The organism is Secundilactobacillus collinoides DSM 20515 = JCM 1123, from assembly GCF_001435975.1.
In the GTDB taxonomy this organism is placed as follows: Bacteria; Bacillota; Bacilli; order Lactobacillales; family Lactobacillaceae; genus Secundilactobacillus; species Secundilactobacillus collinoides.
Window position 1 is genome coordinate 49,234 of the sequence record NZ_AYYR01000129.1, and the last position, 20,856, is coordinate 70,089.

Sequence of the window (20,856 nt, forward strand, 5' to 3'; positions counted from 1 at the left end):
GGTGCCTTATACTCTGATTCCTTGTGCACGCTTATTATTTAATTCTCTGCAGATGCGCAGTTCTTCTGCGCGCTACCCTTACATTGCTGAAACGTGCTCCGCGAGGCAGAGGGCTCCTGTATAAGCAACTTCCGGCACAAAATCCAAGACCGGGATTTTATGCCGGAAGTTGCTTATACTCCGCCCTCTAAACGCCTCGCTCCGCACTCTTATCTGGAGGTTCTATGAACACAAACAACAAAAAAATTGCTCTGTTCCCGCTTGTCATGCTGGCGCTTGGGTCGCTTATTGGTTCTGGTTGGCTTTTTGGGTCTTGGGAAGCTACCAAGATTGCTGGACCCGCTGCCATTATTTCCTGGATTATTGGGGGGCTAATTATTGGCGCGATTGCTTACGATTACGTTGAAATCGGCGCCATGTTTCCTGAATCTGGTGGGATGAGCAAGTACGCGCAGTACTCCCACGGGTCACTGCTAGGCTTCATTGCTGCCTGGGCCAACTGGGTCTCGCTGATCACGCTGATTCCTATTGAAGCCGTGGCTGCCGTACAGTATATGAGCTCCTGGCCGTGGTCATGGGCGAAGTGGACACACCATTTTCTAAGCGGTGGCGTCATTACCACATCCGGTTTGTTTGTGGTGTTCGGGTTCATTATCGTTTTTACCCTGCTGAACTTCTGGTCCGTTAAAATCTTGACCCACTTCACCAGTCTCATTTCGGTCTTTAAAATTGGGGTGCCGCTGCTGACCATCCTGTTGCTGACCATGTCCGGCTTCCATCCCGGCAACTACGGGACAAGCTGGCATCAGTTTATGCCGTATGGCTCTGCGCCCATTTTCACTGCGACCTCGGCAGCTGGGATCATCTTCTCGTTTGATGCCTTTCAAACGGTTATCAACATGGGGAGTGAAATTACGAATCCCCGGAAGAACATCGGGCGTGGGATTACGATTTCACTGCTGATCAGTGGAATTATTTATATCATTCTGCAAAGCACCTTCATCACGGCCATGCCACCGGCAATGATCGCCAAATACGGTTGGCACGGCATCACCTTCAACTCACCGTTTGCGGATATGGCAATTTTGCTGGGCATTCACTGGCTATCCGTCCTATTGTACATGGACGCCTTCGTTTCGCCGTTTGGGACCGGGGTCTCCTTCGTGGCTTCCACCGCGCGCGCCCTGTTTGCCATGGAAGGTAACCACCACATTCCTCGTTTTATCGGTAAAATCAATCCAAAATATGGGATTCCGCGTGCCGCCATGCTGGTCGATACTGTTCTAAGTATGGTGATGGTATCGGTCTTCCGGTCATGGGCGGTACTGGCGACGGTGCTCTCAACGGCCACGTTGATTGCCTATCTGACGGGGCCAGTCACGGCGATGTCACTGCGAAAAATGGGACCAAAATTACACCGGCCAGTTCGTTTGAAACGACTCCCGTGGATTGCCCCCATCTCGTTTGTCCTGGCATCACTGGCGACCTATTGGGCCATGTGGCCGACGACCGTTCAAGTTATTCTGGTGATTCTATTGGGTCTGCCCTTTTACTTCTACTACGAATGGAAAAACGGCTTCGTGGCAACTCGCAAAGCTTTCAAAGCCAGTTTGTGGATGATCGGTTACCTGATTTTTATCTCCATCATGTCCTACATCGGCAGCAAGCAGTTCAATGGTCAAAATTGGATCCCGTATCCGTTGGACTTCGTGGTCATTATTCTGGCGTCCCTTGGCTTCTACTACTGGGGCATCAAGAGTTACGTGGTGACTGCTGATTACTATAAGGCTGAAGAGCTGAATAAATCGGTTGCGGGTGAAGACCCAGAAGACTAATTACACAAAAAAGAGACTGTTCAAATCATTTGAGCAGTCTCTTTTTATCAGTAGGAAACATCATCTTAATATTAATTGAGCGGCTTTAACGGTTTGATCACCTTCGCCGGGACACCAGCCGCAATAACGTTATCCGGAATGTCACTGACAACCACCGCGCCGGCGCCAATAATCACATTGTTCCCAATATGAACACCGCCAGTGACCGTCACGTTGCCGCCGATCCAGACATCATCGCCGATTGAAATCGGTGACGTGTAGGTGGTGAGATATCTGCTGCCGTCCGGACGCGTGCCGAAACGCGCATTCGCATTGATGGCGTGCTTGCCGCAATAGAGTTTTGTGTCCGGTGCGATCACGACCCGGTCGCCCAGCGTGATTAAATTGGAATCCTGAAACGTCACGTTACTGTTAATAAACACATTGTCACCGATTTTCGTGTGGGCCCCGTAGAGGATGGCGAAGTTGTCGCCAACGGCATCATCCGTTCCGGAGGCACCCAGCATGTGTTTGATTGTTGTGTTTCGGACGTCCAATGAGGTTTTACCATCATTGATAGTTGCTAAGTCTTTTTTCGTATTGGCCATCATGGTTTGCAGCTCTGGATCCAAGTAGTTGTATTCTTGACCAGCTAAAAGTTTTTCGTGTTCTGTCATTGTCATTTTTATTTTTCCTACTTTCCTTGAAATTGTGAAAGTGCCGGTGAGACTTCATCTGCAGAAAACTCATTGACATCATAGTGGGCAATGTCCGGATAATAAGCGTCTTGCGAAATGAGTTGGTCCAGCGCCGACCTGGATTCGGCCTGCGCAATGATGACCCCTGACATTGCGTGAGTTTTAGACGGTCCAACAAGTAAAAAATGACCGTCTTCGATATGCTGATTAAACCAGGCCTGATGCTTTTCAAAATGCGCCTTAGCCAAGGCAGCACTTTCTTCTTTTGTAACCGTCATACTGATGACATACATGATAAGTCCTCCTATTATTGCGGAAGTCTGAGCACACTGATCGCGTCGCTTTTGCGCAACGTGTTCAGTGTAATTGCACAAAATTAGTTTTAAAAATCTTCTCCCGGTCGCTTTCAGACAGCGGCAGGGCGTTAATGGCATCCTCGATCACCTGTGACGCACCGATTGGCGGCACGCCCAGCGGTTCATCAGTACCAAAAAGCACGTGGTCGGTGCCAAAAAATGCGATGGCAAGCGCTAAGGCATTCGGATTGCCCAGAATCGCGGTATCCACGTAGAATTTTTTAAAGGCTTGATAATTCGCCTCACCCTGAATATACCGGATACGCTCGGCAAAATACGGCACCATAGCCCCCGCGTGATGAACGATGACCTTTAAATTTGGATACTGGCTGAAATACTGCGCGTTGACGATATTGTTCATCGCCAGCGTTTGTTCATATTCCCAGCTGAACGTGATATTGTTATCGGTTTTGGTTTCATCAAAAATCGGGTGCAGCCAAATGGGTGCGTCAATATCGGCCATTTTTTGAAAAATCGGTTGAAATTCAGTCGCCGTTATCGGTTTCTTTAAAGCACGGGTGAATAATTGAATGCCGAGCATCGGACCGTGGACCACATCATCATCAATGATTTTGAGTGCTTCTGGCACGTTATTCATCGGCACCATCGCGACACTGCCGGCAAACTGCTGCGGGTATTGCTGACAAATCGAAATAAGTGCCTCATTGGCCTGTCGAGTGACGTCAGCCGCTTCATTTGGTGCCATGTAATCCTCAGGGTTCAGATTGACTGCCGATAAAATTTCAGCTTGTCCTGGCAAAATACTGTCTTTGTCCGCCGCAATATCATTTAACAACGGCTGACGCATCCACGGCGCTATCGCATCAGGAGCAACAGCGAGCACTTTTTGTTTCAATTGTGTCGGCAGCGTATGCGCGAACACATCAATAATCTTAGCGTGATCCTCATTCTGATTGATCATAGGCTTACCCTTTCACGTGAACTAAGCAACGGTACGCAATTAATGACTCGCCATAACAACGGTTATTTGGTGACAATAATCACCTACAATGCGTTTGGATTCAAGCTGCACAATCAGCGCAAAACACCAGTGCTAGATCCAACTCGGCTGGTCGCCATCGGTACCCGGTTTGTCCAAACCGATACTGTCGTTTTGATACAGCGAAGGATCTTTCAACAAGCGAATCACGAAGTCCGCAACACTTTTCCTAGAGACCTCCGTCCCCTTAAACGGCTCAGTGGCACTGGTCGTTTCATAGGCAACTTCATCGTTGTTGGTCAGCCAGGCTGGCCGAAGCTGGGTCGTCACAATTTCCGGCGTTTTAAGGATCAGGTCATTTGCCTTTCGAAAGCCGGGCAAAAAGGCGGCAATTGCTTGTTCATTCCACGCCCCGAATTTGCCAGGAACTTCGTTAAGGGCACCTAGGGCGCTGTAGAAAATAAGCCGGTGGACTCCCGCTTGTTTCATGGCAGCGAGCAGCTCACTGGTTAGGTCAGCCAAATCAGTACCGCCCAAATTAGAGTAGACAACGTCCACATCCGTTAACGCCTTGACCAAAGTCTCGGTCTGCTTCACGTCCCCTTCGACCACGGTCACGCGATCAGCCTTCGCCCAATCACCCAATCTTTTAGCATCTCTTAGGAATAAAACAAGCTCATCAGTTGTGTCTGCAATTAACCGTTTTGCAACTAGCTGTGCGGTGGCGCCATGGGCACCGGCAATTAAAATTTTCATTTTATATCTCCTCTGAATTAACTTTGTGTTTAAATCTACTGAACAGCACTTCTGTGTCGAAACGCTGATGTCTTAGTCATCAGGTATTGTTTTGATGATTTTGGCAGGCACACCAGCAACAACGGTATTGTCCGGCACATCCTTCGTCACCACAGCGCCGGCACCGACCACGGCATTTTTGCCAATGGTCACACCCGGCAAAATAACCGCCCGAGCGCCAACCCAAGCATTTTCCATGATATGGATCGCACTCACGAATAATTCCCGTCGGTGTTTTGGCGCCAGGTCATGATTGACGGTGATGAGAGATGCACCAGGCCCGATCAGCGCCCCATCATCAAGCGTGATACCGCCGAGATCCGTCATCTGCACGTTTGAATTCAAGATGATGTTCTTACCAAAATGCAAGTCGCCACCGTAATCCGTATAGAACGGCAGTTTCATTTGAAAATTTTCTGGCGTTGGCCTGCCGGTGATTTCCGACATCATCTGCGCAATCATTTTGCTATTGTGCGCGTGTTCGTTCATATCCTGAACCAATCGTTGATTGCGGTCGATCACAGCCCGACGTTGCGCCAAGTCCGTTGCGGTTAGTTGTATCGTTTTTGTCATGTCTTTGCCTCCTGTCATCCAATTTATTGATACATAGAGTTTAATAGGATATGATGGCAATGTTAAATACCTATAATAAATAGGCATCTATTCAGTTTAGCTATCGGAGGCGGTACCATGGAAATTCGCGTACTACGTTATTTTGTGTCCGTTGCTCAAACCCATAACATGTCAGAATCCGCACGCATCCTGCACGTCTCACAGCCCACCCTTTCACGGCAGATTGCTGATTTGGAGACCGAATTAGGCGGCCCGTTATTTGAACGGCGCTCCCGCGAGATGGTGCTGACACCAACAGGCAGATATTTATTCGAAAAAACAACCACGATCCTAAAATTAGTTGATAAGACCACTGCCAACGTTCAGGCCCAACAGGTCAACGTCTCGGGCACCTTAGACATCGGCGCGGGTGAGAGCATTCAATTAAAGTCGCTGATGAATTTATTAGGCCACTTTCAGATCGACTACCCAGACGTCGTCGTGCACCTGCATACCGGCAACGCGATGGCGATAGAGACCCAGTTGGAAAACGGGGTCCTTGATATCGGCGTCGTTATGGGTCGGCGCGATCTTCATCTGTTCAACGCGTTGCACCTTCCCGGGGAAAATCAGTGGGGCCTGCTGATGCCGGCAAACAGTCCCCTTCTTCAAAAAACCGCAATTGCCCCCAATGATTTAATTGGTCTGCCGTTACTGGTTTCCGAACAATCCTTACTCCGCGAATTTTTTGCCGACTGGTGGCGCAATGTTGCTGATGAAATCACAGTCGTTGGCACTTACGATTTAATCTATAATGCTGGCCTGCTGATGCAGGAAAGGAACTGCTACGCTATCGGATTTGATGGGTTGATCAGCGGGGAGACCTCAAGCAAGCTTGCGTTCAGACCGCTGAGCCCGGCACTATCCGAGCCCAATAATGTCATCTGGTCAAAAAATCAGCAGTTGTCATCCGCCGCGTCGCTATTTATTAAGCGTGTCCAAGCGACCTTTGAATAACGCTTTCGTTCCGCACGTAATCTCACCCTTTCCTGTCTTAAACGTTAGCGAAAAGGCCTCACAATAACAAAAAAACGGTATGGGCAGTTAAGCCCATATCGTTTTTTTATTGTGCCCGAAACGCTTCTGGAAAGCGGTGGCTAATATCTGTAAACACCCCATCAACGCCCCAGTTAAACAGCTGGTACGCCGTGCGGAGGTTATTGACGGTCCAAACGTTCAGCTGGTAACCCGCCTGTTTCAGCTTTCTCACCCGTTCCTGGGTCAACCCGCGAACGTCCGGGTGAATGATCTTCGAGCCGGTGGCATCCGCCACGGCCGCCCAATTTTCGTTCAACTGGTTGCGTTTAAACAAGATTGCTGTCGGGGTCTCAGGACTTAACGCCTTGAACTGCTTCAGCATGCTTGCATTAAAGCTTGAAACAATCACCTGGGAAGTTGGCGACACCCGTTTTAGTTCCGCTGCAAAGCCATCAATCAGCTTGGCAGCACGTTCGTCACCGCCCAAATACGGTTTCAACTCAAAGTTCACATTGAGGCCATCAGCATTGATCAAATCGATCAACTGCGTCAAAGTTGGGATACGCTGTCCTGTGAACTCGGGGCCAAACCACGACCCGGCATCAGCAGATTCGACCTCCACCAATGTAAGTTCGTGGATGGCACCTTTTTTATCGGTCGTCCGGTCAATACTTTCGTCATGCAGGATCACAATGTGACCGTCTGCCGTGAGGTCCAGATCTGTTTCCAGCCAGTGTACGCCACTTTCCTTGACCTTATGAAAGGCGGCCAGGGTGTTTTCTGGGGCTAACTGGGACATGCCGCGATGGGCAAAAATACGTTTTGTTGTTGCATCAATATTGTTATTGTTTAACATTAGCGCACGACCATTACTGAAATTGGCGCGTACTTCGCCATATAAGCGGCTTGCGAGCCGAACCGTTTCCGGATTCCCGATTTGGCCAGTGAACCAATGACAAGCAGGTCTGGTTTCAATGCAGGAATAATTTCCTTAACAATGGTCTCGCCAGGATCACCTTCTGAAACAGCGGTGTTCACTTTTTTAATGCCGAAACGTAAGGCCAGATTTCGGTATTCTTCCAAGTGTTTGGTCAATTCATCACGCTTGCCGTGGACAAAGTCTTTACTGAGTGCCTGATAAACGTTCATGTCATCCGATTCTAAAATTGAGGTGATGGTCAGCTCGGCGTCATCGCTCTTAGCACGGTTCATTGCGTAACGAAAGGCCAGCTGAGCGTCGGGTGAATCATCGACCCCCACCAAAATATGGGTAAACTTCTTTGGATCCATTTCTGACACGATAGATCAACTCGCTTCCTATGCCTGATTGAACAGGACGTTGCAATCATAAGCGGCCTGTCTCTTTGGCCCCTATTTTACCATGAACACACAGGATGAGAAAGAAAGCAGTCAGCTTTAGTATCCGGATTCCCTTGGTCTTGTACAGCTGGTGATAAGAAAGTTTTCGGCCCAGTTTCCATCCGTGTAATTAACCCAAAAACCCACCGAATCGATAGTCAATCGCATTCGGTGGGTGTGTTCAGTTGTTTAATCTAACGCAGCAATCGCATCATCATCCGTGGTGATCTGATTACGACCGTTGCGTTTTGAATGGTATAGAAAATGGTCGGCCCGGCGAAAAACATCCATTACCTCAGTGTCCCCCGCGGTCTTAACCGTAACGCCCATTGAGGAGCTCAGGCCAAAAGTCTGTTTGTCCTCGGTATGCAAAACGAGCGTTTGCAACCTTTGTTGACACGCCGCTGCAATCGATTTGGCCTCCGCCATCGTTGTTTCCGGCAACAAGACTGTAAACTCCTCACCGCCCGTTCGATAGAAAGTGGCCTGCGGGGCCAATTCGGTCAGCGTTTGTTGCATCGTGGCAACGAACCTGACCAATGCCTGATTGCCCATTAAATGGCCATAGGTGTCATTAATTTCCTTAAAGCGGTCAATATCCATTGCAACAATTGCCAAGCCTTTATGGTTCAAAAAGGACGCATCCAAGTCCTCGCGAAACGTCAACCAGTTATTGGCACTAGTCAGACTATCAAAGTGGACATCGTGAGCGTTGCGGGTACTCTCAACGTGATCGTGACGCAGCACCAGCAGATAGCCGTAGCAGAGCGTTGCCGCAATCAGAAAACTAAACAGACGCTGCTCCAGAATGTTTTGACTAAGGTGCAGGACTTGCTGCATCGCAATCCAGAATGCAATTCCCGCGATGTAGCGCCCCGTCAGTACGAAGTATGGGTGCTCGTCAAATGGGTAGAACCACTGAAATTTTACGAGGAGGAACAATAGATAACCGCCAGCAAACAAGTACAGCGGCCAGCCTGTAATTCCCAAAACAGTGGCAAACAGAACAATACTTATCACCGCTGACAATCCGACGTTAAGCCGCGTCTGAAGCAGGTCGGTGTAGTTGTTTAACAACAGAAACTGACAGTTGACCAGCACCATTCCGGTAAAAGCATTGGGCATCTTGGTGCTCAGCCAAAGAATCGCCAGACTAATGATTGTAAAGTAAGCGGTAAAGATCAGTTCCGAGCGCCACGGACGCGGGTCTTCACCCTGATCGTCAAAATTAATAAAGTGCATCATGATTTGAAGGACGCCGATAACGCCAACGTTCACAAACGAGATCAAAAAACTCGTGTAAATAATTGAAATTGCCATGTGAAATTCTCCAGTTTAGAGAGCGGCAAGAAATGGATCAGGATATGTACTCAGCGTGTGCAACGCCGCATCTGATTTCGTGTCGCAAATTACTCGGCATTTCTGCAGAGTATCTATGAGTATAACACTATTTTAAAAGTGACTGACGATAAATCGTTAAAATAATCAAATTTACGCATCGTTTTTAAATATTCGTGTTGATTATCGGACACCATGCAAATTTGTTGCCTGACTTAAAGGGCGTCAGTCAATAAGGTTGAAAGGCCGCAAAAACGCGCGATAACCCCGTTTAACCTCTGGAGAACGACCCGTTCATCTAATGAGCGTGCAACAATAGTCAATCTAAAACGTTTAATTATCTTGCAGTTTGGTCAACTTTGGGTATACTCTAAAGTCTAAGGGGAATCAGCTGGGAAGGGCCCGGCTGGCTATCATATAAAGGAGCGGGCATATGGCTAAAACGGGGAAATTACTAGGGATCATGGCGGTATTCGGCGCACTTATAGGCGGCGGTGCTGCTTCAACATCGATACAGGCACAGGCTCAGACCTTACCAGCAATGAAGATCAGCAAGCTTAACTACCAATCAACTTCAAAGAATCTTTCGTTCACGGCTAAAACATCGGCTGATGTCAGCAAAATTGCCGTTGAATATAAAGGTAAAACAACCTATTTCAAGGCTAAAAAAGCTGGCACGTCAGTCACTTACAAATTCACTGGCTACCGCAATTTCAAGGTGTACGGCACAACCAGCAAAAAAGTCCGCTCCACCAAAGCCGCAACGATCACGAACAAACAATACGGCACGGTAGATCCACTGGATTACAACGAGACCCACACAACTGCCGGCTACACGTTAAACGTCTACGCATTAGCGGCTAACCGCACTGTTCGCCTATACAGCGGCAACACTCGGTTAGCAAAAAGCACGACCAATTCTAAGCACTGTGCAGCTTTTACGTTATCGCTCACGAAATACCTCAAATACGGTAAAAATCTGACTTACACGCTTCAAGCCAAAAACCGTAAAACCAGTGGTGCTAAGGCAGTGACTTACATGCCGCACGCTAGTGATTTGGCATTTAGCGCCGTTGAGTAAGCTTTCAGACAACCACAAAAGAACATCTAAAAAAAGACATTCGAATTGAATGTCTTTTTTTGCAAACTATTTTTTAAGCGGCCTGTTTGATAACACCAGCAGCAATTTTCCGTCGTTTAACAGCTCGATTCAACAGAATTGCCAGCACCAGTGAAATCAGTGCAAACACAGCGGCGCCAACGCTGATCCACTTCAATCCGACATTTGCCATCATGAGTGATGACGTTGCTGAACCCAGTGAAATTCCAAAATTAAAGAAAATCGAATTCAGTGAAGATGCTAAAACGATTGATTGCGGATACTCCCGTTCAGCTAAGTTTAAAAAGTGGATCTGGATCGGCGAATTTAATATCGTGATGATCAACGTCAAAACGAGCAGGATGGCCAACCCAGCGGGCTTACTTGCCAGTGCCATCGGCAACAGCATCAACAACACAATATCTGCCACGTAAAACCGCGGCATGACCTGAAGACCCCGGTGTTCCGCCAGCATCCCCGATAACCGGTTACTGATAATACTCATAATACCGATGATAAACAGCAGCCAATTCAGACTAGCTGTGCTGAAGCCAAGTGCGGTGGTCAGCAGCGGCCGAATGTAAGTGTAGTAGCCGTACATTGCTGCCGCCGTAAAGAGCACCAGAAAAACGGCAATGTAGATGCGTCGGTCCTTCAAGAGCGTCAACTGGCCCGCAACTGAGCTCGACACCTGTTCGAGATTGCGTGGCAAGATAAAAATCAAAAGGACAAGCGTAATGATCGTAATCACCGAAATGACAAAAAACGTGTAGCGCCAACCATACGTCATGCTGATTGTCGTTCCCAGCGGCACACCGAACACCGATGCAATACTGAATCCCGCGAAGATCCATGACACCAGACTCGCCCGCTTATTTCTCGGCGCAATGGCGCTGGCGAAGGTCATAATCAACGAAATAATTGCCCCAGCAACTGTTGCTGTGAGCATCCGAGCCAGCATCATCGTGATGAAACTGGTTGCAAACCCGCTCAAGGTATTACCAATCAAAAAGATGACGATCAACGTCAACAACGTTTTATAGCGACTAAACTTACTGGTTAAAATCGTCACAAATGGCGTGCAGATGGCATAGGTAGTCGCAAAAATCGTCACCAAATACCCCATTGTCGCCACCGGTGCCCCGAATGACTTAGCCATGTCCGATAAAATCCCAACAACGATAAATTCGTTACACCCCAGCATAAATGCCACTAGGACAAAAATAATAGCTTGAACCCGATACTTACTCATAGCGCCTCCCTTTTGTAGCTGCTAATAACACACATCATCTAAACAATAGCCCAAACTCATCCTGAATTTAAGCCCTAATTCACATTTTTTAAACACCGGCGTTGGGCTGATTACCACCGAGCAGCCGAATCCCTGACCACAGCATGAGCGCGCCTAACACGCCGCCCAACACATCCGTTGGAAAGTGCACCTGCAGGTACAGTCGTGAAAACCCGATTAATATCACCCAAAGCACCAGCAGTACCGTGACCGTCCACCGCAACCAACCGCGATGCATCTGGGTGACAAACAACGTCCAGAGCAGCAGTGCCACCAAAGTCGTTCCCAACGTGTGACCGCTCGGAAAACTGTAGCCGCCTGTGGGCAGAATCTGGTGCATTGGCCGCGGTCGTTTAACGATCTGTTTGATCAGCGAATAAAACCCATCACCCATGAGTACCGTGGCCAAGGCAATCCCGCCCTGCCACGGTTGCGACTTGATAAATAGGATCACCGCAATAGCCCCGGCTTCAATGAACGTTCCCGTAGGTCCGCCCGTGTGGGTCACCCCTTCAATGAAACTTGTCAGCCATGGCGTTTTCAGCTGTCTGATCAGGTCTAGCAGACCCTGATCCGCCCCGTGTGTGGCTTTAAGTGCTACCAGAGCCATGACACTCACAAAACTCACCGCGCTGATAATGAGACACCATTCCCAGCGTTGACGCAATTGTCGGTTCACCGCTAACGTCACCTTCTTAGTTTTTAGGCAGCAGGAACCGCTGCGTCACCTGCGTGAACGTTGCGTGGAGCGGTCCCTGCAATTCTTCGCCGTCCACTTGAATGTGCTCGCCGGCTTCCGTTTCAAAATGAAATTCGGCCCCTTCATAGTGGTGAATCTGCGGCAATTTTGGTTTCTTCTTGATCAACGCAACTAAAGCCTGCGCGATAAGCTGCCATTTTTCCTTACGCACAATGACGAGGTGCAGTGCGTTTCGGTCATCATCCGCCGGCATAATGAGCCGAACCCCGCCGCCCAGAAACGGGTGGTTCGTAAAAACGCACAGATAGGCTCGGTCATCGTGGTGGTCAAGTTTCTTCTGACCCCAACTGGCAGTGAACGCCTGTTGATGTACCAGCGCCGTCGCGAAGTGCATTGGGTAGGATAAACTACCCAGTTTTAACCGATTCAGTACATTTTTGAGTCGTGAATGGTTCGTGGCATAAACAACAAGGGCATCGATGCCGATACCGAAGTTATTGATAAAGTACTTGGTATCGAACTCCTTTGCTGTCACCCGACCGACGTGAACGTCACGCTGCACGGCACTCGTGAGGCTGGCAGCCGCTTCCTGGTAATTCAACGGAATGTGGTTAGCCCGCGCAAAATCGTTTCCCGTTCCGGTCGGGATGTACCCAATTGGCACCTGACCCCGACCCATTTCCTGTAACCCATTGACCACATCATGCAATGTTCCGTCGCCGCCAACAACAATCAGTTGCAGGTCAGCCAAGTGTTCCCGGTAATCGCGGACCAGTTGTTTTGCCACCAAATTCGCGTCACCCGGTTGGTGGGTCTGGTGCACATGATGCTGCGTAAAATTCGCCGCAATCAAGGCAACCAGCCGCGGCATCTGTTTAACGAGCCGTGCGTTGCCCGCGTCCTTATTAATGATAAATTCCCCAACAACCGAAATGACGATCAGCTCCCTAAAAATAGTCTACTCACATGTTACCAGAAGTTGTGCAATTATTGTTCAGATTTAACGCTGAAAGCGCTCTGAATTCACAAACTTTTCGCAATTTTTCATAATAGCGCTTTATTATTTTGGGAACAGGGTGCAATTCGTGATTCTTTCTTGGTCATAAAAGTCTTATAATGATATGCAGGCTTTATTTTGGGGGAATGATTTCAATGCTGCATCACATGATTAAATACGTGCTGGCCGCGCTGGCTGTGCTGATTGCCATTAGTGCGCCACTGACTGCCAGTGCCCAAGCAGGTCACACTGCCGCACCATACATAACCGTCTCATCTAAACACGCCATTACCATTAGTGTATTTCGGGTCAAACCATCGGCAAGCACGCTGACCGCCAATCAAAAGAAACACCCAACCGTGGTCTTTACCAGCACCAGTCACCAACTAGCACGGCAGGGCAGCCAAGATTCTGCATTAGTGATCACTAGTCCAACGGCGCAAACAAAGGGGCACGGTTTGCCGTTTCTCTCTATGGACACCGCGCCAATGATTGCTTTTACCGTGCTGGTTGTGATGATTGCCTGGACGAGTATCGGGGGCAATGAGGTCGTCAGTGCCCTCTTTAAAAATTGGCGTCGCCGGAACTGACGCTGCTGACGACCGAGCCGTTTTCAGCCACCATTATAGGTTATGACCTGACATCAAGTTCAGCGCCAAAAGGACGTCAAGTGTAATGACCGAAACCCGATAAAACCCATGGGAAGGTAACGGCTGAAACACGCCAGCCGACACCTGTGTCTAAAAGTGCTAAACTTAGGCCACTACGAAGATAAGGTTGGGAACAGTATGATATTAGAACGACAAAATTTCATGAGTATTCCAAAGACCAATGACAACATTAAACGGGTCATCGGGCCGGATAACGTTAAGCAATTACAGGACATGGGCATTATTTACCAGCTCTGTCAGTCCGGGGCAAACGAAGTTGGAACAAAATTGGAAAACTTGGACACGGAATTTCAATTTAAGCACGACCATAATCCGATTCACCACATGGAAGAACGAATGAAGGACGTACAGAGTCTCTTTACTAAAATGAAACGCAAGGGGCTCGAGTTATCCGCACAAAGTGTCCGCGATAATATTTTTGACGTGGCCGGTATTCGGGTCATCACTAATTATCTGGACGACGTTTACCTGATTGAAAAAATGCTGTTGCAACAATCTGATGTCACCTTACTGAAACGTAAAGACTATATCCGTCATCCAAAGGACAGCGGTTACCGCAGTTTGCATTTAGTCGTTTCAGTACCCGTTTTCCAAACCGATGGTGTCCACAACGTCCCCGTCGAAATCCAGATTCGCACAGTGGGGATGGATATGTGGGCCAGTCTTGAACATAAGTTGCGCTACAAGACCGACTCCAATCCGGAAGTAGTCGCCAAATATGCCGATCAGATCCAGGGCTTTTCAGACGAAATCACGTCTATCGAACAGCGGATGCAGGAGATCTACCAGCACCTGAGTTAGTGTCTGTTTTTGAATTTTTTGACACTCAAAGTAAACGACACATGCCGGCTCCAGAGTCGCCCTTTTAGTCATATTAGTCGCGTCAAATGGTCGCCCCAAACAGATTACCAAAGACAAGACAAAAACTGCCAAGATACGCATTTCATTGCTGAAATGTCTACCTCGACAGTTTTTTCTCCAAAATATGCCCTAATGGCCCACATCCTAATGTGTAACCCATATTTTTCAATCTTCAATTGCAACTGGAATCCCCATTCCATGGCCGATCAAGACTTGCTAATACTGGCTTTAGATACTGTGCTTCCGCCCGTTTGCGTGCCCGAACAGCCTCACTGCGGTCCTTGAAGATCGAGTTCAAAACTAAGTGTCCCTTGACATAGAGTCTGGCAACCCAGACTTCTCGGCCTTTCTCGTAACTGACACCGATGACCCCGCTGCGGTTCGTTTGCCGCCGCTTGGTCATGGCTAAAACGTTGGTCCCATTGACGATACCTAACGATGCGGTATTACCAATGTGACTGCGAAAGGCTTCATTTTTCGCGCAATTTTGTTTGGACTGCGCGCGCCGCAAACAACCGCAGCTTCTGGTCACGCCCGTTTTTAAATTGTAAGCGTCAACGACACAGGTATTACCGCATGTACATCTGCACTCCCATAGTGCATTGCCATTCGGTCGCTTACCGACCTTTTTAAGGGCCGTCAACCGGCCATAGCGGTTACCCGTTAAATCGATTGTTTTCATCTTCGCACCCCCCCCGGCGTGTTGAGAAAAAAGTTGTCCAAAGTAAATACCCTACATCAATGATACGGTGCTAGTGTGCCTTTCATCGATGCGTTCTGCCTATCAATATTAACCCGTGTGCGCGGAATTATTGACTAGAATTGCAACTTATCAAAGTAAAGTTGTTTCAAAACTTGATTTAGCGCGGTGAAGTCTGGCCCATAATCCATACCAAGCAGTACAAATACCCGCGAATGATCATGGTGGGGATACGGTTTCATCTGGTCGGTAATGATCAGGTCATAGTTCTGGTCCGCCTCATACGGTTGCAGACTGACCTTAATGTGCTGATTGATGTGCGCACCCACCCGAGCAATTGCCGCGGTATTCAAAATCTGTTCCAGATTAAAATCACAGGCAATGGTCAAGTAACTGTTACTGCTTCCGAGCGCCATGTTCACGATAACGGCATACCGCATCAGAATTTTGTCGAACTTATCAGAATCCTGAGCGGAAATTGCCAGCGTATGGAAAGCCTCCTCGCAGAGTTGATAACACTTTTGCACCAGCTCATTTGCAGCTTGGCCGTCTGAAAACCGGCTCAGTTCATCTTCCGCAAACGCTTTAGCCGCCACTGAAGAGATGTCCGGAGACAATGCACCGCGATAAAATGCTAAGCAAAAATGAATCTGACTCAACGATAATTTCGTTTCTTCGGTAAACGTACTCGGCAGGCCAGCAGCTAACGGGATCCGGCCCACCGTCCGAATAAATCTGCGGTTGAGCGTGTCTATTTTTGGAAACTGCAGGCTCAAGTGTCCCACGAACTGTCGCGCACTTGGCTCATCAGTGTTGAAGCAAAAATGAATCACTAAAAAGCCCACTGCCTGATTCAGTTCCCGCGCATCCCAACTCAAATGGACCTGGTGAAAGTAATGTTGCAGATTATCTGAAAATTGTTTGATAAAGGGCGCGTTACCGGCATTCCGGAAATTAAAACTTTCATAGTCAATGTCGCCATCCCGCACAGCAGTTAAGCGTTGTTTGACTAACCCAAAATAAACGGTCAGCATTACCTTACCCGTTTCCGTTAAAAGACTTTCAAAATTTCCCATTTTAAGCAGTTGCGCCACCCGGTCGTCTGCATACTCAAAACGATTGACCTGAATTGGCCGCCCCAACCACAGTAATTGGAAGTAAAAGTACCGAATCTGTGCCTCACACCCAAATAACTGCGTATTTTTGATGCCAATATTGAACTCAGCCAAGCTCCGGTTTATTTCACGAATCCGCCGAATCAGCGTCGATGTGCTGACACTCAGTCTGTCTGCCAACCTTTGAATTTTGAATTGCCGATGGTTTAACAAGTAAATCAGAACCTGGTACTTCACCGACTTATGCAAATAGTGATAGTACACATCACTGAAGGAGACATCGCCGCTATGCAGCAGTGAGACTTCTCCATCGATGTTAACTACCGCTAGTTTGGGTCCCAAAGCCTTGAGATTAAACGCAATTAACTTTATATCTTCTCGAACAGTACTAACGTTTATGGCAAATGTTTTTGCAATTTGGTTAACCGTCAAAGATCCCCGCTGTTTTGATAGTAATTGGATCATTTTAATTTGGCGCACATCACTATGATCCAGTAACTCGAATAATTTCAATTGAACTTCCCCCGCTTCCTCCAACATGAGATTGTGTCCCTCATGCATTATTGTGGCTGGCATCCTCCAAATTTTTTAAACGTACTTGCAATGACTAATACACCCCATTGATCAGTCATTTAACATGAATACTACCATTTTATAGCCAATTTTCGGCCCGCGACTATCAATTTTTGACACTTGCCTATAAAAAGTTGATAGTGCCACCCCAAGATTTTTTCGTATGTGTTTAAATCTGTTTAAAAATTGTCATAGATTGCCTTTTTGAGCGCAGTTATTGAACTGATTGTGTCCCTGAAACTGGTTATACTGTAGGTGCAGCTGTGATACCTAGTTATTCCGAGTTGTGTTGGCTGGGCAGATACTCCCCTACCACGGACACCGTCAACATGCATCTCCCTTAAACAGTTGCAAACAAGAAAAATCCTAAACGTCTGGACATTAGCCCTTGTGGTTAATGCCCTTTTTGTGTCGGATAATCCTTGATATCGCACGAACAAAGCTTACCGAATGAATCCCTCGGGTTTATCATAACAATAAATTGCAGAAAGGTTGGGAATGACGGCTCGAAGATTGGAGCAGCCGGGCGATTGTTGTTTTGTTGAGGTGGTTATTTAGGGCTACTGTTGTTGTCGCGTGCGATTTTATCTTACTGTGCCTATATGTGCTCCGCGAGGCAAGGGGATACTGCTTTGCCGCTTGCGCTTTGATTTTACTGCGCCTATACGTGCTCCGCGAGGCAAGGGACTACTGCATAAGGGACTCTGGGCCAAAAAGTCAGACCCGGACTTTTCGGCCCAGAGTCCCTTATGCTCCGTCCCTTAACCGCCTCGCTCCGCACTCTAAAAATCTTCACACCTTTTTAAGTTAGCTTTAACCTATAGTCTTTATAGTTAATATCAATCAAGCGATACAAACAACTTCGCACACTGAAAGGATGACCGCCCATGATTATGATGACGCCTAAAGCTAACAACACCAACACCAATTTTACTTCCCCGCTCCAACACATTAAGCTTCGTCACTTGGACATCAATCCCGTCAGCTCGCCGATTGTTTTCCGGAAGCGTGCCAACCCCCTTGTCACGCCGAACTGGAGTTACACCCCTTCCTCTAAATAACTGATATTCCCCCAAACACAATCCACTCGGGTGTAACGTATCTGCTTCAGTTTCAACCCCCTTTCCTCAATATAAAAAATAGCGCCGACCTTCCCCTGGGTCAGCGCTATTTTTATGCTGTCATTAGAATCACAGTTTCCAACTTTTCTAAACTTAACACTTTCGTTACCTTTACGGTTGACTAATTCAGCGCGCTAGATTAGCATAATTGACGATATCAACTTTTACTTGTCACGATTTTAAGGGGAAAACTATGTCAATCGCAATTATTACGGATAGCACCGCCTATCTTTCATCCCAATTCATTCACGATCATCAAAATTTGCTGATCGCGCCTGTGCCAGTGCTGTGGCATGGCAAAACTTATACCGACATGGTGGACATCACACCAGACACCTTTTATCCAGAACTTGCCAAGTCCGCCGACATGCCGTCAACATCCATGCCAAGTTTAGGTACCATGGAAGACCTGTTGGATCAGGCGCAGAAAAAGGGCTATGACGACGTGGTGATCATTCCAATGTCAAAGGGTATCAGCTCCTTTGCTGCAAACTTACACGAGCTGACGGACCACAACGAACCACGCGTTCACCTATTTGACACTAATAGTACTGCCGGGGGAAATAATCTCTTAGTTCGCTTGGCCGTCCAAATGGCAACGGCACAATTTAGCATCGATGAAGTTCTTCAAGGCCTGACCACCTTGCGCGATTCCATGACAATTGAGTTTGTGGTCAAAGATTTGACCCACTTACAGCGAACCGGCCGCATCAGCAACACAGCCCGAATCTTGGGAAGTCTGCTTCACGTCTGCCCGGTGCTGACAATGGACGTGCACGGTAACGGAAAAATCACACCAATGGCCAAAGAACGGACCGAAAAACGGGCGTTAAACCATATTCAGGGTGACATTCAACGCATCATGGACGCGAATACTGCTCTGCCGTATGCCGCCGTGGTGTTTGATGGTAACCATGCCACGGCAAAGGCCCGCTGGGTTGACCAGCTAAAGGCCAAATTTCCCGGGTTGGCCATCGATACCAGCTTCATCGGCCCCGCAATCGGCTGCCATACCGGCTCCGGTGTGTTAGGGATTGCTTGGGCTTATGACGGCGAAGCAATTATTGACCAGATACGGCGTCAACGATAAAACAAAAACAGGCTTATAGCACGCAACCGTGCTAATAAGCCTGTTTTTTTTGTGGTTAGCAACACACATTTGACGCAATTAGTCTTTGTAGATTTCTTTAGCCAGAGTAAAGGCAGACCAAGCCTTTGGCCAGCCGGCGTAAAAGGACAGGTGCGTGATCAATTCGACCATTTCATCCTTTGTGACACCGTTTTGTTTGGCGATCTTCATGTGGGCTTCCAATTGAGGGACGCCTTGAGTCAGCAAGCTTGATACAGTAATCAGGCTGCGGTCGTGGGCGGACATCTTGTCTTCCCGTGACCAGACTTCGCCAAACAGCACATCATCGTTTAATTCCGCGAACTTTGGGGCAAAATCGCCTAAGTTGTCACGGCCAGCAGTTTGTTTTTTAGCCATTATTCAGCGCCTTCTTCCGCCTTGGCGTAGTCAGCATCTGAAACAGCTTCGAGCCATTCTGGAGTACCAGCGGTGATGGCAACGTGTGAGAACCAGCTGTCCTTAGTTGCGCCGTGCCAGTGCTTGACACCATCATGGGTAACAACAACGTCACCGGGCTTTAACAGACGAGCAGCCTTGCCTTCTTCTTGGTACAAGCCTTCCCCACCGGTCACCAACAGAATTTGGAACCCATCGTGATGAATGTGCCAGTTGTTCCGGCATCCCGGTTCAAACGTCACGTTACCAACGCCAACGTTTACGGCAGGATCTGAGACTAATCCTTGCAAGTAACTTTGACCGGTAAAGAACTTCGCGTAAGCATCGTTCTTGGGACCCATTGGGAAAATACCATCTTTTACTGCTTCATTTTTAGCCATAATATATCTCTCCTTTAAATTGATGATTGAATTTAAGCTTGTTTTGTCGGGTAAATTGTAAATTCGTTGACGTTAACGTCTTCCGGTTGGTCAATGGCGAAATTTACCACACGGGCAACAGCGTCAGGGGTGATGCCGACCTGCTTGTAAAAGGCGTCCATGCCGGTCTTTGTTGCATCGTCAGTAATCGTGTGCAGCAACTCTGTGTTGATTGCTGCTGGGTAGAGGCTGGCAGTTCGGATATTCGTCCCTTCCTGAGCACTCTCCATTCGAATCACTTCCATTAAGTTGCGCACAGCAAACTTAGTGGCACCGTACACCCCGGCACCAGCATACGACTTGATACCGGCAACTGATGAGGTGGTGACGATTTGACCGTGTTTTTGTGTGGTAAAGATTGGCATGACGGCCGCAACACCGTTTAGCACACCCTTCAGGTTAATGTCGATCATCTCGTTCCATTCGTCAGTATGGAGCGCACTGATTGGCGAAGACGGCATGATCCCGGCATTGTTGAAGATCACGTCTAAACCACCAAAATCAGCCTGTGCCTTAGCAACCAAATTCTTCAAATCGTCTGGCTTGGTAACGTCAGTCACAGAATAACTGGCAATCCCGCCGGCATCCGTAATTTCCTTAACAAGGCTCTGCAGCCGTTCCTCTCGCCGAGCACCTAAAACGACTTTGGCACCGTTCTGTGCGAGTAATTTGGCAGTGGCGGCACCGATTCCCGATGACGCGCCAGTAATAACAATCACTTTATCTTTAACTGTCATGTTTTTAAAACTTCCTTTCTTAATTCTTCTTCAGAATAGACCTTCAAGTACACTTGAAGGCAAGTGTTTAACTCAAAATAATTTAAAAAGCCCTCAACCACCGAGAACTAATCCCGGTGTTGAGAGCTTTATGCGCGTAAATAAATTTCTGTCATTG

Annotated in this window: 22 protein-coding genes; 6 read left to right on the forward strand and 16 right to left on the reverse strand. The window is 47.9% G+C overall.

The annotated features are described in order from the left end of the window. Nucleotides 1–224 precede the first annotated feature (224 nt). Nucleotides 225–1,835: an APC family permease gene (locus FC82_RS16070; protein ID WP_056997495.1), complete on the forward strand. Its 1,611-nt coding sequence runs from the start codon at nt 225–227 to the stop codon at nt 1,833–1,835. Nucleotides 1,836–1,906: 71 nt separating this feature from the next. On the opposite strand, the gene FC82_RS16075 is transcribed toward FC82_RS16070, so the two are convergent. From FC82_RS16075 to FC82_RS16095, 5 genes are all read right to left on the reverse strand, one after another. After that, nucleotides 1,907–2,497 (reverse strand): DapH/DapD/GlmU-related protein, encoded by a 591-nt coding sequence (locus FC82_RS16075; protein WP_056997496.1) that lies wholly within the window; start codon nt 2,495–2,497, stop codon nt 1,907–1,909. 11 nt (nt 2,498–2,508) lie between these two features. Continuing rightward, nucleotides 2,509–2,805, reverse strand: coding sequence for a YciI family protein (locus tag FC82_RS16080; RefSeq protein ID WP_056997497.1), 297 nt, complete (start codon nt 2,803–2,805; stop codon nt 2,509–2,511). Nucleotides 2,806–2,869: 64 nt separating this feature from the next. Then, on the reverse strand, nt 2,870–3,790 hold the full coding sequence (locus FC82_RS16085) for an amidohydrolase family protein (RefSeq protein ID WP_056997498.1): 921 nt from the start codon (nt 3,788–3,790) through the stop codon (nt 2,870–2,872). A gap of 132 nt (nt 3,791–3,922) precedes the next feature. Continuing rightward, on the reverse strand, nt 3,923–4,564 hold the full coding sequence (locus FC82_RS16090; protein WP_054761040.1) for an NAD(P)H-binding protein: 642 nt from the start codon (nt 4,562–4,564) through the stop codon (nt 3,923–3,925). A 72-nt stretch (nt 4,565–4,636) separates the two neighbouring features. Next, nucleotides 4,637–5,176 carry a DapH/DapD/GlmU-related protein gene (locus FC82_RS16095; protein ID WP_054761038.1) on the reverse strand — a complete coding sequence of 180 codons (540 nt, stop codon included), beginning with the start codon at nt 5,174–5,176 and terminating at the stop codon, nt 4,637–4,639. A gap of 117 nt (nt 5,177–5,293) precedes the next feature. On the opposite strand from FC82_RS16095, the gene FC82_RS16100 reads away from it, so the two are divergent. Beyond that, nucleotides 5,294–6,172, forward strand: a complete 879-nt coding sequence (locus FC82_RS16100; RefSeq protein ID WP_056997499.1) for a LysR family transcriptional regulator — start codon at nt 5,294–5,296, stop codon at nt 6,170–6,172. A gap of 106 nt (nt 6,173–6,278) precedes the next feature. Here the strand turns inward: FC82_RS16100 and FC82_RS16105 are convergent, their stop codons facing one another. The 3 genes from FC82_RS16105 to FC82_RS16115 form a co-directional block, all read right to left on the reverse strand. Beyond that, on the reverse strand, nt 6,279–7,049 hold the full coding sequence (locus FC82_RS16105; RefSeq protein WP_056997500.1) for a glycerophosphoryl diester phosphodiesterase: 771 nt from the start codon (nt 7,047–7,049) through the stop codon (nt 6,279–6,281). Then, a complete protein-coding gene (locus tag FC82_RS16110) occupies nt 7,049–7,483 on the reverse strand; it encodes a universal stress protein (protein WP_153020978.1) in 435 nt (144 codons plus the stop codon). The genes FC82_RS16105 and FC82_RS16110 overlap by 1 nt, the downstream gene beginning before the upstream one ends. A gap of 258 nt (nt 7,484–7,741) precedes the next feature. Beyond that, nucleotides 7,742–8,872, reverse strand: coding sequence for a diguanylate cyclase (locus tag FC82_RS16115; RefSeq protein WP_056997501.1), 1,131 nt, complete (start codon nt 8,870–8,872; stop codon nt 7,742–7,744). A 451-nt stretch (nt 8,873–9,323) separates the two neighbouring features. Between FC82_RS16115 and FC82_RS16120 the strand changes: the two genes are divergently transcribed. Next, nucleotides 9,324–9,971, forward strand: coding sequence for a hypothetical protein (locus FC82_RS16120; protein ID WP_056997502.1), 648 nt, complete (start codon nt 9,324–9,326; stop codon nt 9,969–9,971). A 73-nt stretch (nt 9,972–10,044) separates the two neighbouring features. Here FC82_RS16120 and FC82_RS16125 read toward each other — a convergent pair whose 3' ends face one another. The 3 genes from FC82_RS16125 to FC82_RS16135 form a co-directional block, all read right to left on the reverse strand. Beyond that, nucleotides 10,045–11,241 (reverse strand): MFS transporter, encoded by a 1,197-nt coding sequence (locus tag FC82_RS16125; protein WP_056997503.1) that lies wholly within the window; start codon nt 11,239–11,241, stop codon nt 10,045–10,047. 88 nt (nt 11,242–11,329) lie between these two features. Continuing rightward, nucleotides 11,330–11,959, reverse strand: a complete 630-nt coding sequence (locus FC82_RS16130) for a phosphatase PAP2 family protein (protein WP_054761022.1) — start codon at nt 11,957–11,959, stop codon at nt 11,330–11,332. Between the two features lie 16 nt (nt 11,960–11,975). Beyond that, complete coding sequence (locus FC82_RS16135) at nt 11,976–12,935, reverse strand: diacylglycerol/lipid kinase family protein (protein ID WP_338057182.1); 960 nt, start codon at nt 12,933–12,935, stop codon at nt 11,976–11,978. 197 nt (nt 12,936–13,132) lie between these two features. On the opposite strand from FC82_RS16135, the gene FC82_RS16140 reads away from it, so the two are divergent. Together FC82_RS16140 and FC82_RS16145 are read left to right on the forward strand one after the other, a co-directional pair. Continuing rightward, the gene (locus tag FC82_RS16140) at nt 13,133–13,567 is read left to right on the forward strand and encodes a hypothetical protein (RefSeq protein ID WP_054761018.1); all 435 of its coding nucleotides are present in this window, start codon (nt 13,133–13,135) and stop codon (nt 13,565–13,567) included. A gap of 198 nt (nt 13,568–13,765) precedes the next feature. Continuing rightward, a complete protein-coding gene (locus FC82_RS16145) occupies nt 13,766–14,449 on the forward strand; it encodes a GTP pyrophosphokinase (protein WP_054761016.1) in 684 nt (227 codons plus the stop codon). A 232-nt stretch (nt 14,450–14,681) separates the two neighbouring features. Here FC82_RS16145 and FC82_RS16150 read toward each other — a convergent pair whose 3' ends face one another. Together FC82_RS16150 and FC82_RS16155 are read right to left on the reverse strand one after the other, a co-directional pair. Then, the gene (locus FC82_RS16150; RefSeq protein WP_054761014.1) at nt 14,682–15,191 is read right to left on the reverse strand and encodes a hypothetical protein; all 510 of its coding nucleotides are present in this window, start codon (nt 15,189–15,191) and stop codon (nt 14,682–14,684) included. A gap of 134 nt (nt 15,192–15,325) precedes the next feature. After that, complete coding sequence (locus FC82_RS16155; RefSeq protein WP_082620411.1) at nt 15,326–16,900, reverse strand: AcpB/EbpR/MafR family transcriptional regulator; 1,575 nt, start codon at nt 16,898–16,900, stop codon at nt 15,326–15,328. A 1,311-nt stretch (nt 16,901–18,211) separates the two neighbouring features. Between FC82_RS16155 and FC82_RS16160 the strand changes: the two genes are divergently transcribed. Next, nucleotides 18,212–19,108, forward strand: coding sequence for a DegV family protein (locus tag FC82_RS16160; RefSeq protein WP_054761009.1), 897 nt, complete (start codon nt 18,212–18,214; stop codon nt 19,106–19,108). Between the two features lie 78 nt (nt 19,109–19,186). Here FC82_RS16160 and FC82_RS16165 read toward each other — a convergent pair whose 3' ends face one another. The 3 genes from FC82_RS16165 to FC82_RS16175 are packed head-to-tail and all read right to left on the reverse strand — an operon-like array spanning nt 19,187 to nt 20,699. Then, the gene (locus FC82_RS16165) at nt 19,187–19,504 is read right to left on the reverse strand and encodes a carboxymuconolactone decarboxylase family protein (RefSeq protein ID WP_056997504.1); all 318 of its coding nucleotides are present in this window, start codon (nt 19,502–19,504) and stop codon (nt 19,187–19,189) included. Then, nucleotides 19,504–19,923, reverse strand: a complete 420-nt coding sequence (locus FC82_RS16170) for a cupin domain-containing protein (RefSeq protein WP_054761007.1) — start codon at nt 19,921–19,923, stop codon at nt 19,504–19,506. The genes FC82_RS16165 and FC82_RS16170 overlap by 1 nt, the downstream gene beginning before the upstream one ends. Before the next feature lie 32 nt (nt 19,924–19,955). Then, nucleotides 19,956–20,699, reverse strand: coding sequence for an SDR family oxidoreductase (locus FC82_RS16175; RefSeq protein WP_054761006.1), 744 nt, complete (start codon nt 20,697–20,699; stop codon nt 19,956–19,958). Nucleotides 20,700–20,856 lie beyond the last annotated feature (157 nt).

Bases quoted from the DNA above. Each gene is read 5' to 3' on its own strand.
- FC82_RS16165 (WP_056997504.1), bottom strand. From the start codon at position 19,504: ATGGCTAAAAAACAAACTGCTGGCCGTGACAACTTAGGCGATTTTGCC.
- FC82_RS16115 (WP_056997501.1), bottom strand. From the start codon at position 8,872: ATGGCAATTTCAATTATTTACACGAGTTTTTTGATCTCGTTTGTGAAC.
- FC82_RS16070 (WP_056997495.1), top strand. From the start codon at position 225: ATGAACACAAACAACAAAAAAATTGCTCTGTTCCCGCTTGTCATGCTG.
- FC82_RS16080 (WP_056997497.1), bottom strand. From the start codon at position 2,805: ATGTATGTCATCAGTATGACGGTTACAAAAGAAGAAAGTGCTGCCTTG.
- FC82_RS16090 (WP_054761040.1), bottom strand. From the start codon at position 4,564: ATGAAAATTTTAATTGCCGGTGCCCATGGCGCCACCGCACAGCTAGTT.
- FC82_RS16075 (WP_056997496.1), bottom strand. From the start codon at position 2,497: ATGACAATGACAGAACACGAAAAACTTTTAGCTGGTCAAGAATACAAC.
- FC82_RS16170 (WP_054761007.1), bottom strand. From the start codon at position 19,923: ATGGCTAAAAATGAAGCAGTAAAAGATGGTATTTTCCCAATGGGTCCC.
- FC82_RS16110 (WP_153020978.1), bottom strand. From the start codon at position 7,483: ATGGATCCAAAGAAGTTTACCCATATTTTGGTGGGGGTCGATGATTCA.
- FC82_RS16145 (WP_054761016.1), top strand. From the start codon at position 13,766: ATGATATTAGAACGACAAAATTTCATGAGTATTCCAAAGACCAATGAC.
- FC82_RS16140 (WP_054761018.1), top strand. From the start codon at position 13,133: ATGCTGCATCACATGATTAAATACGTGCTGGCCGCGCTGGCTGTGCTG.
- FC82_RS16120 (WP_056997502.1), top strand. From the start codon at position 9,324: ATGGCTAAAACGGGGAAATTACTAGGGATCATGGCGGTATTCGGCGCA.
- FC82_RS16095 (WP_054761038.1), bottom strand. From the start codon at position 5,176: ATGACAAAAACGATACAACTAACCGCAACGGACTTGGCGCAACGTCGG.
- FC82_RS16125 (WP_056997503.1), bottom strand. From the start codon at position 11,241: ATGAGTAAGTATCGGGTTCAAGCTATTATTTTTGTCCTAGTGGCATTT.
- FC82_RS16155 (WP_082620411.1), bottom strand. From the start codon at position 16,900: ATGCCAGCCACAATAATGCATGAGGGACACAATCTCATGTTGGAGGAA.
- FC82_RS16105 (WP_056997500.1), bottom strand. From the start codon at position 7,049: ATGTTAAACAATAACAATATTGATGCAACAACAAAACGTATTTTTGCC.
- FC82_RS16085 (WP_056997498.1), bottom strand. From the start codon at position 3,790: ATGATCAATCAGAATGAGGATCACGCTAAGATTATTGATGTGTTCGCG.
- FC82_RS16160 (WP_054761009.1), top strand. From the start codon at position 18,212: ATGTCAATCGCAATTATTACGGATAGCACCGCCTATCTTTCATCCCAA.
- FC82_RS16100 (WP_056997499.1), top strand. From the start codon at position 5,294: ATGGAAATTCGCGTACTACGTTATTTTGTGTCCGTTGCTCAAACCCAT.
- FC82_RS16175 (WP_054761006.1), bottom strand. From the start codon at position 20,699: ATGACAGTTAAAGATAAAGTGATTGTTATTACTGGCGCGTCATCGGGA.
- FC82_RS16150 (WP_054761014.1), bottom strand. From the start codon at position 15,191: ATGAAAACAATCGATTTAACGGGTAACCGCTATGGCCGGTTGACGGCC.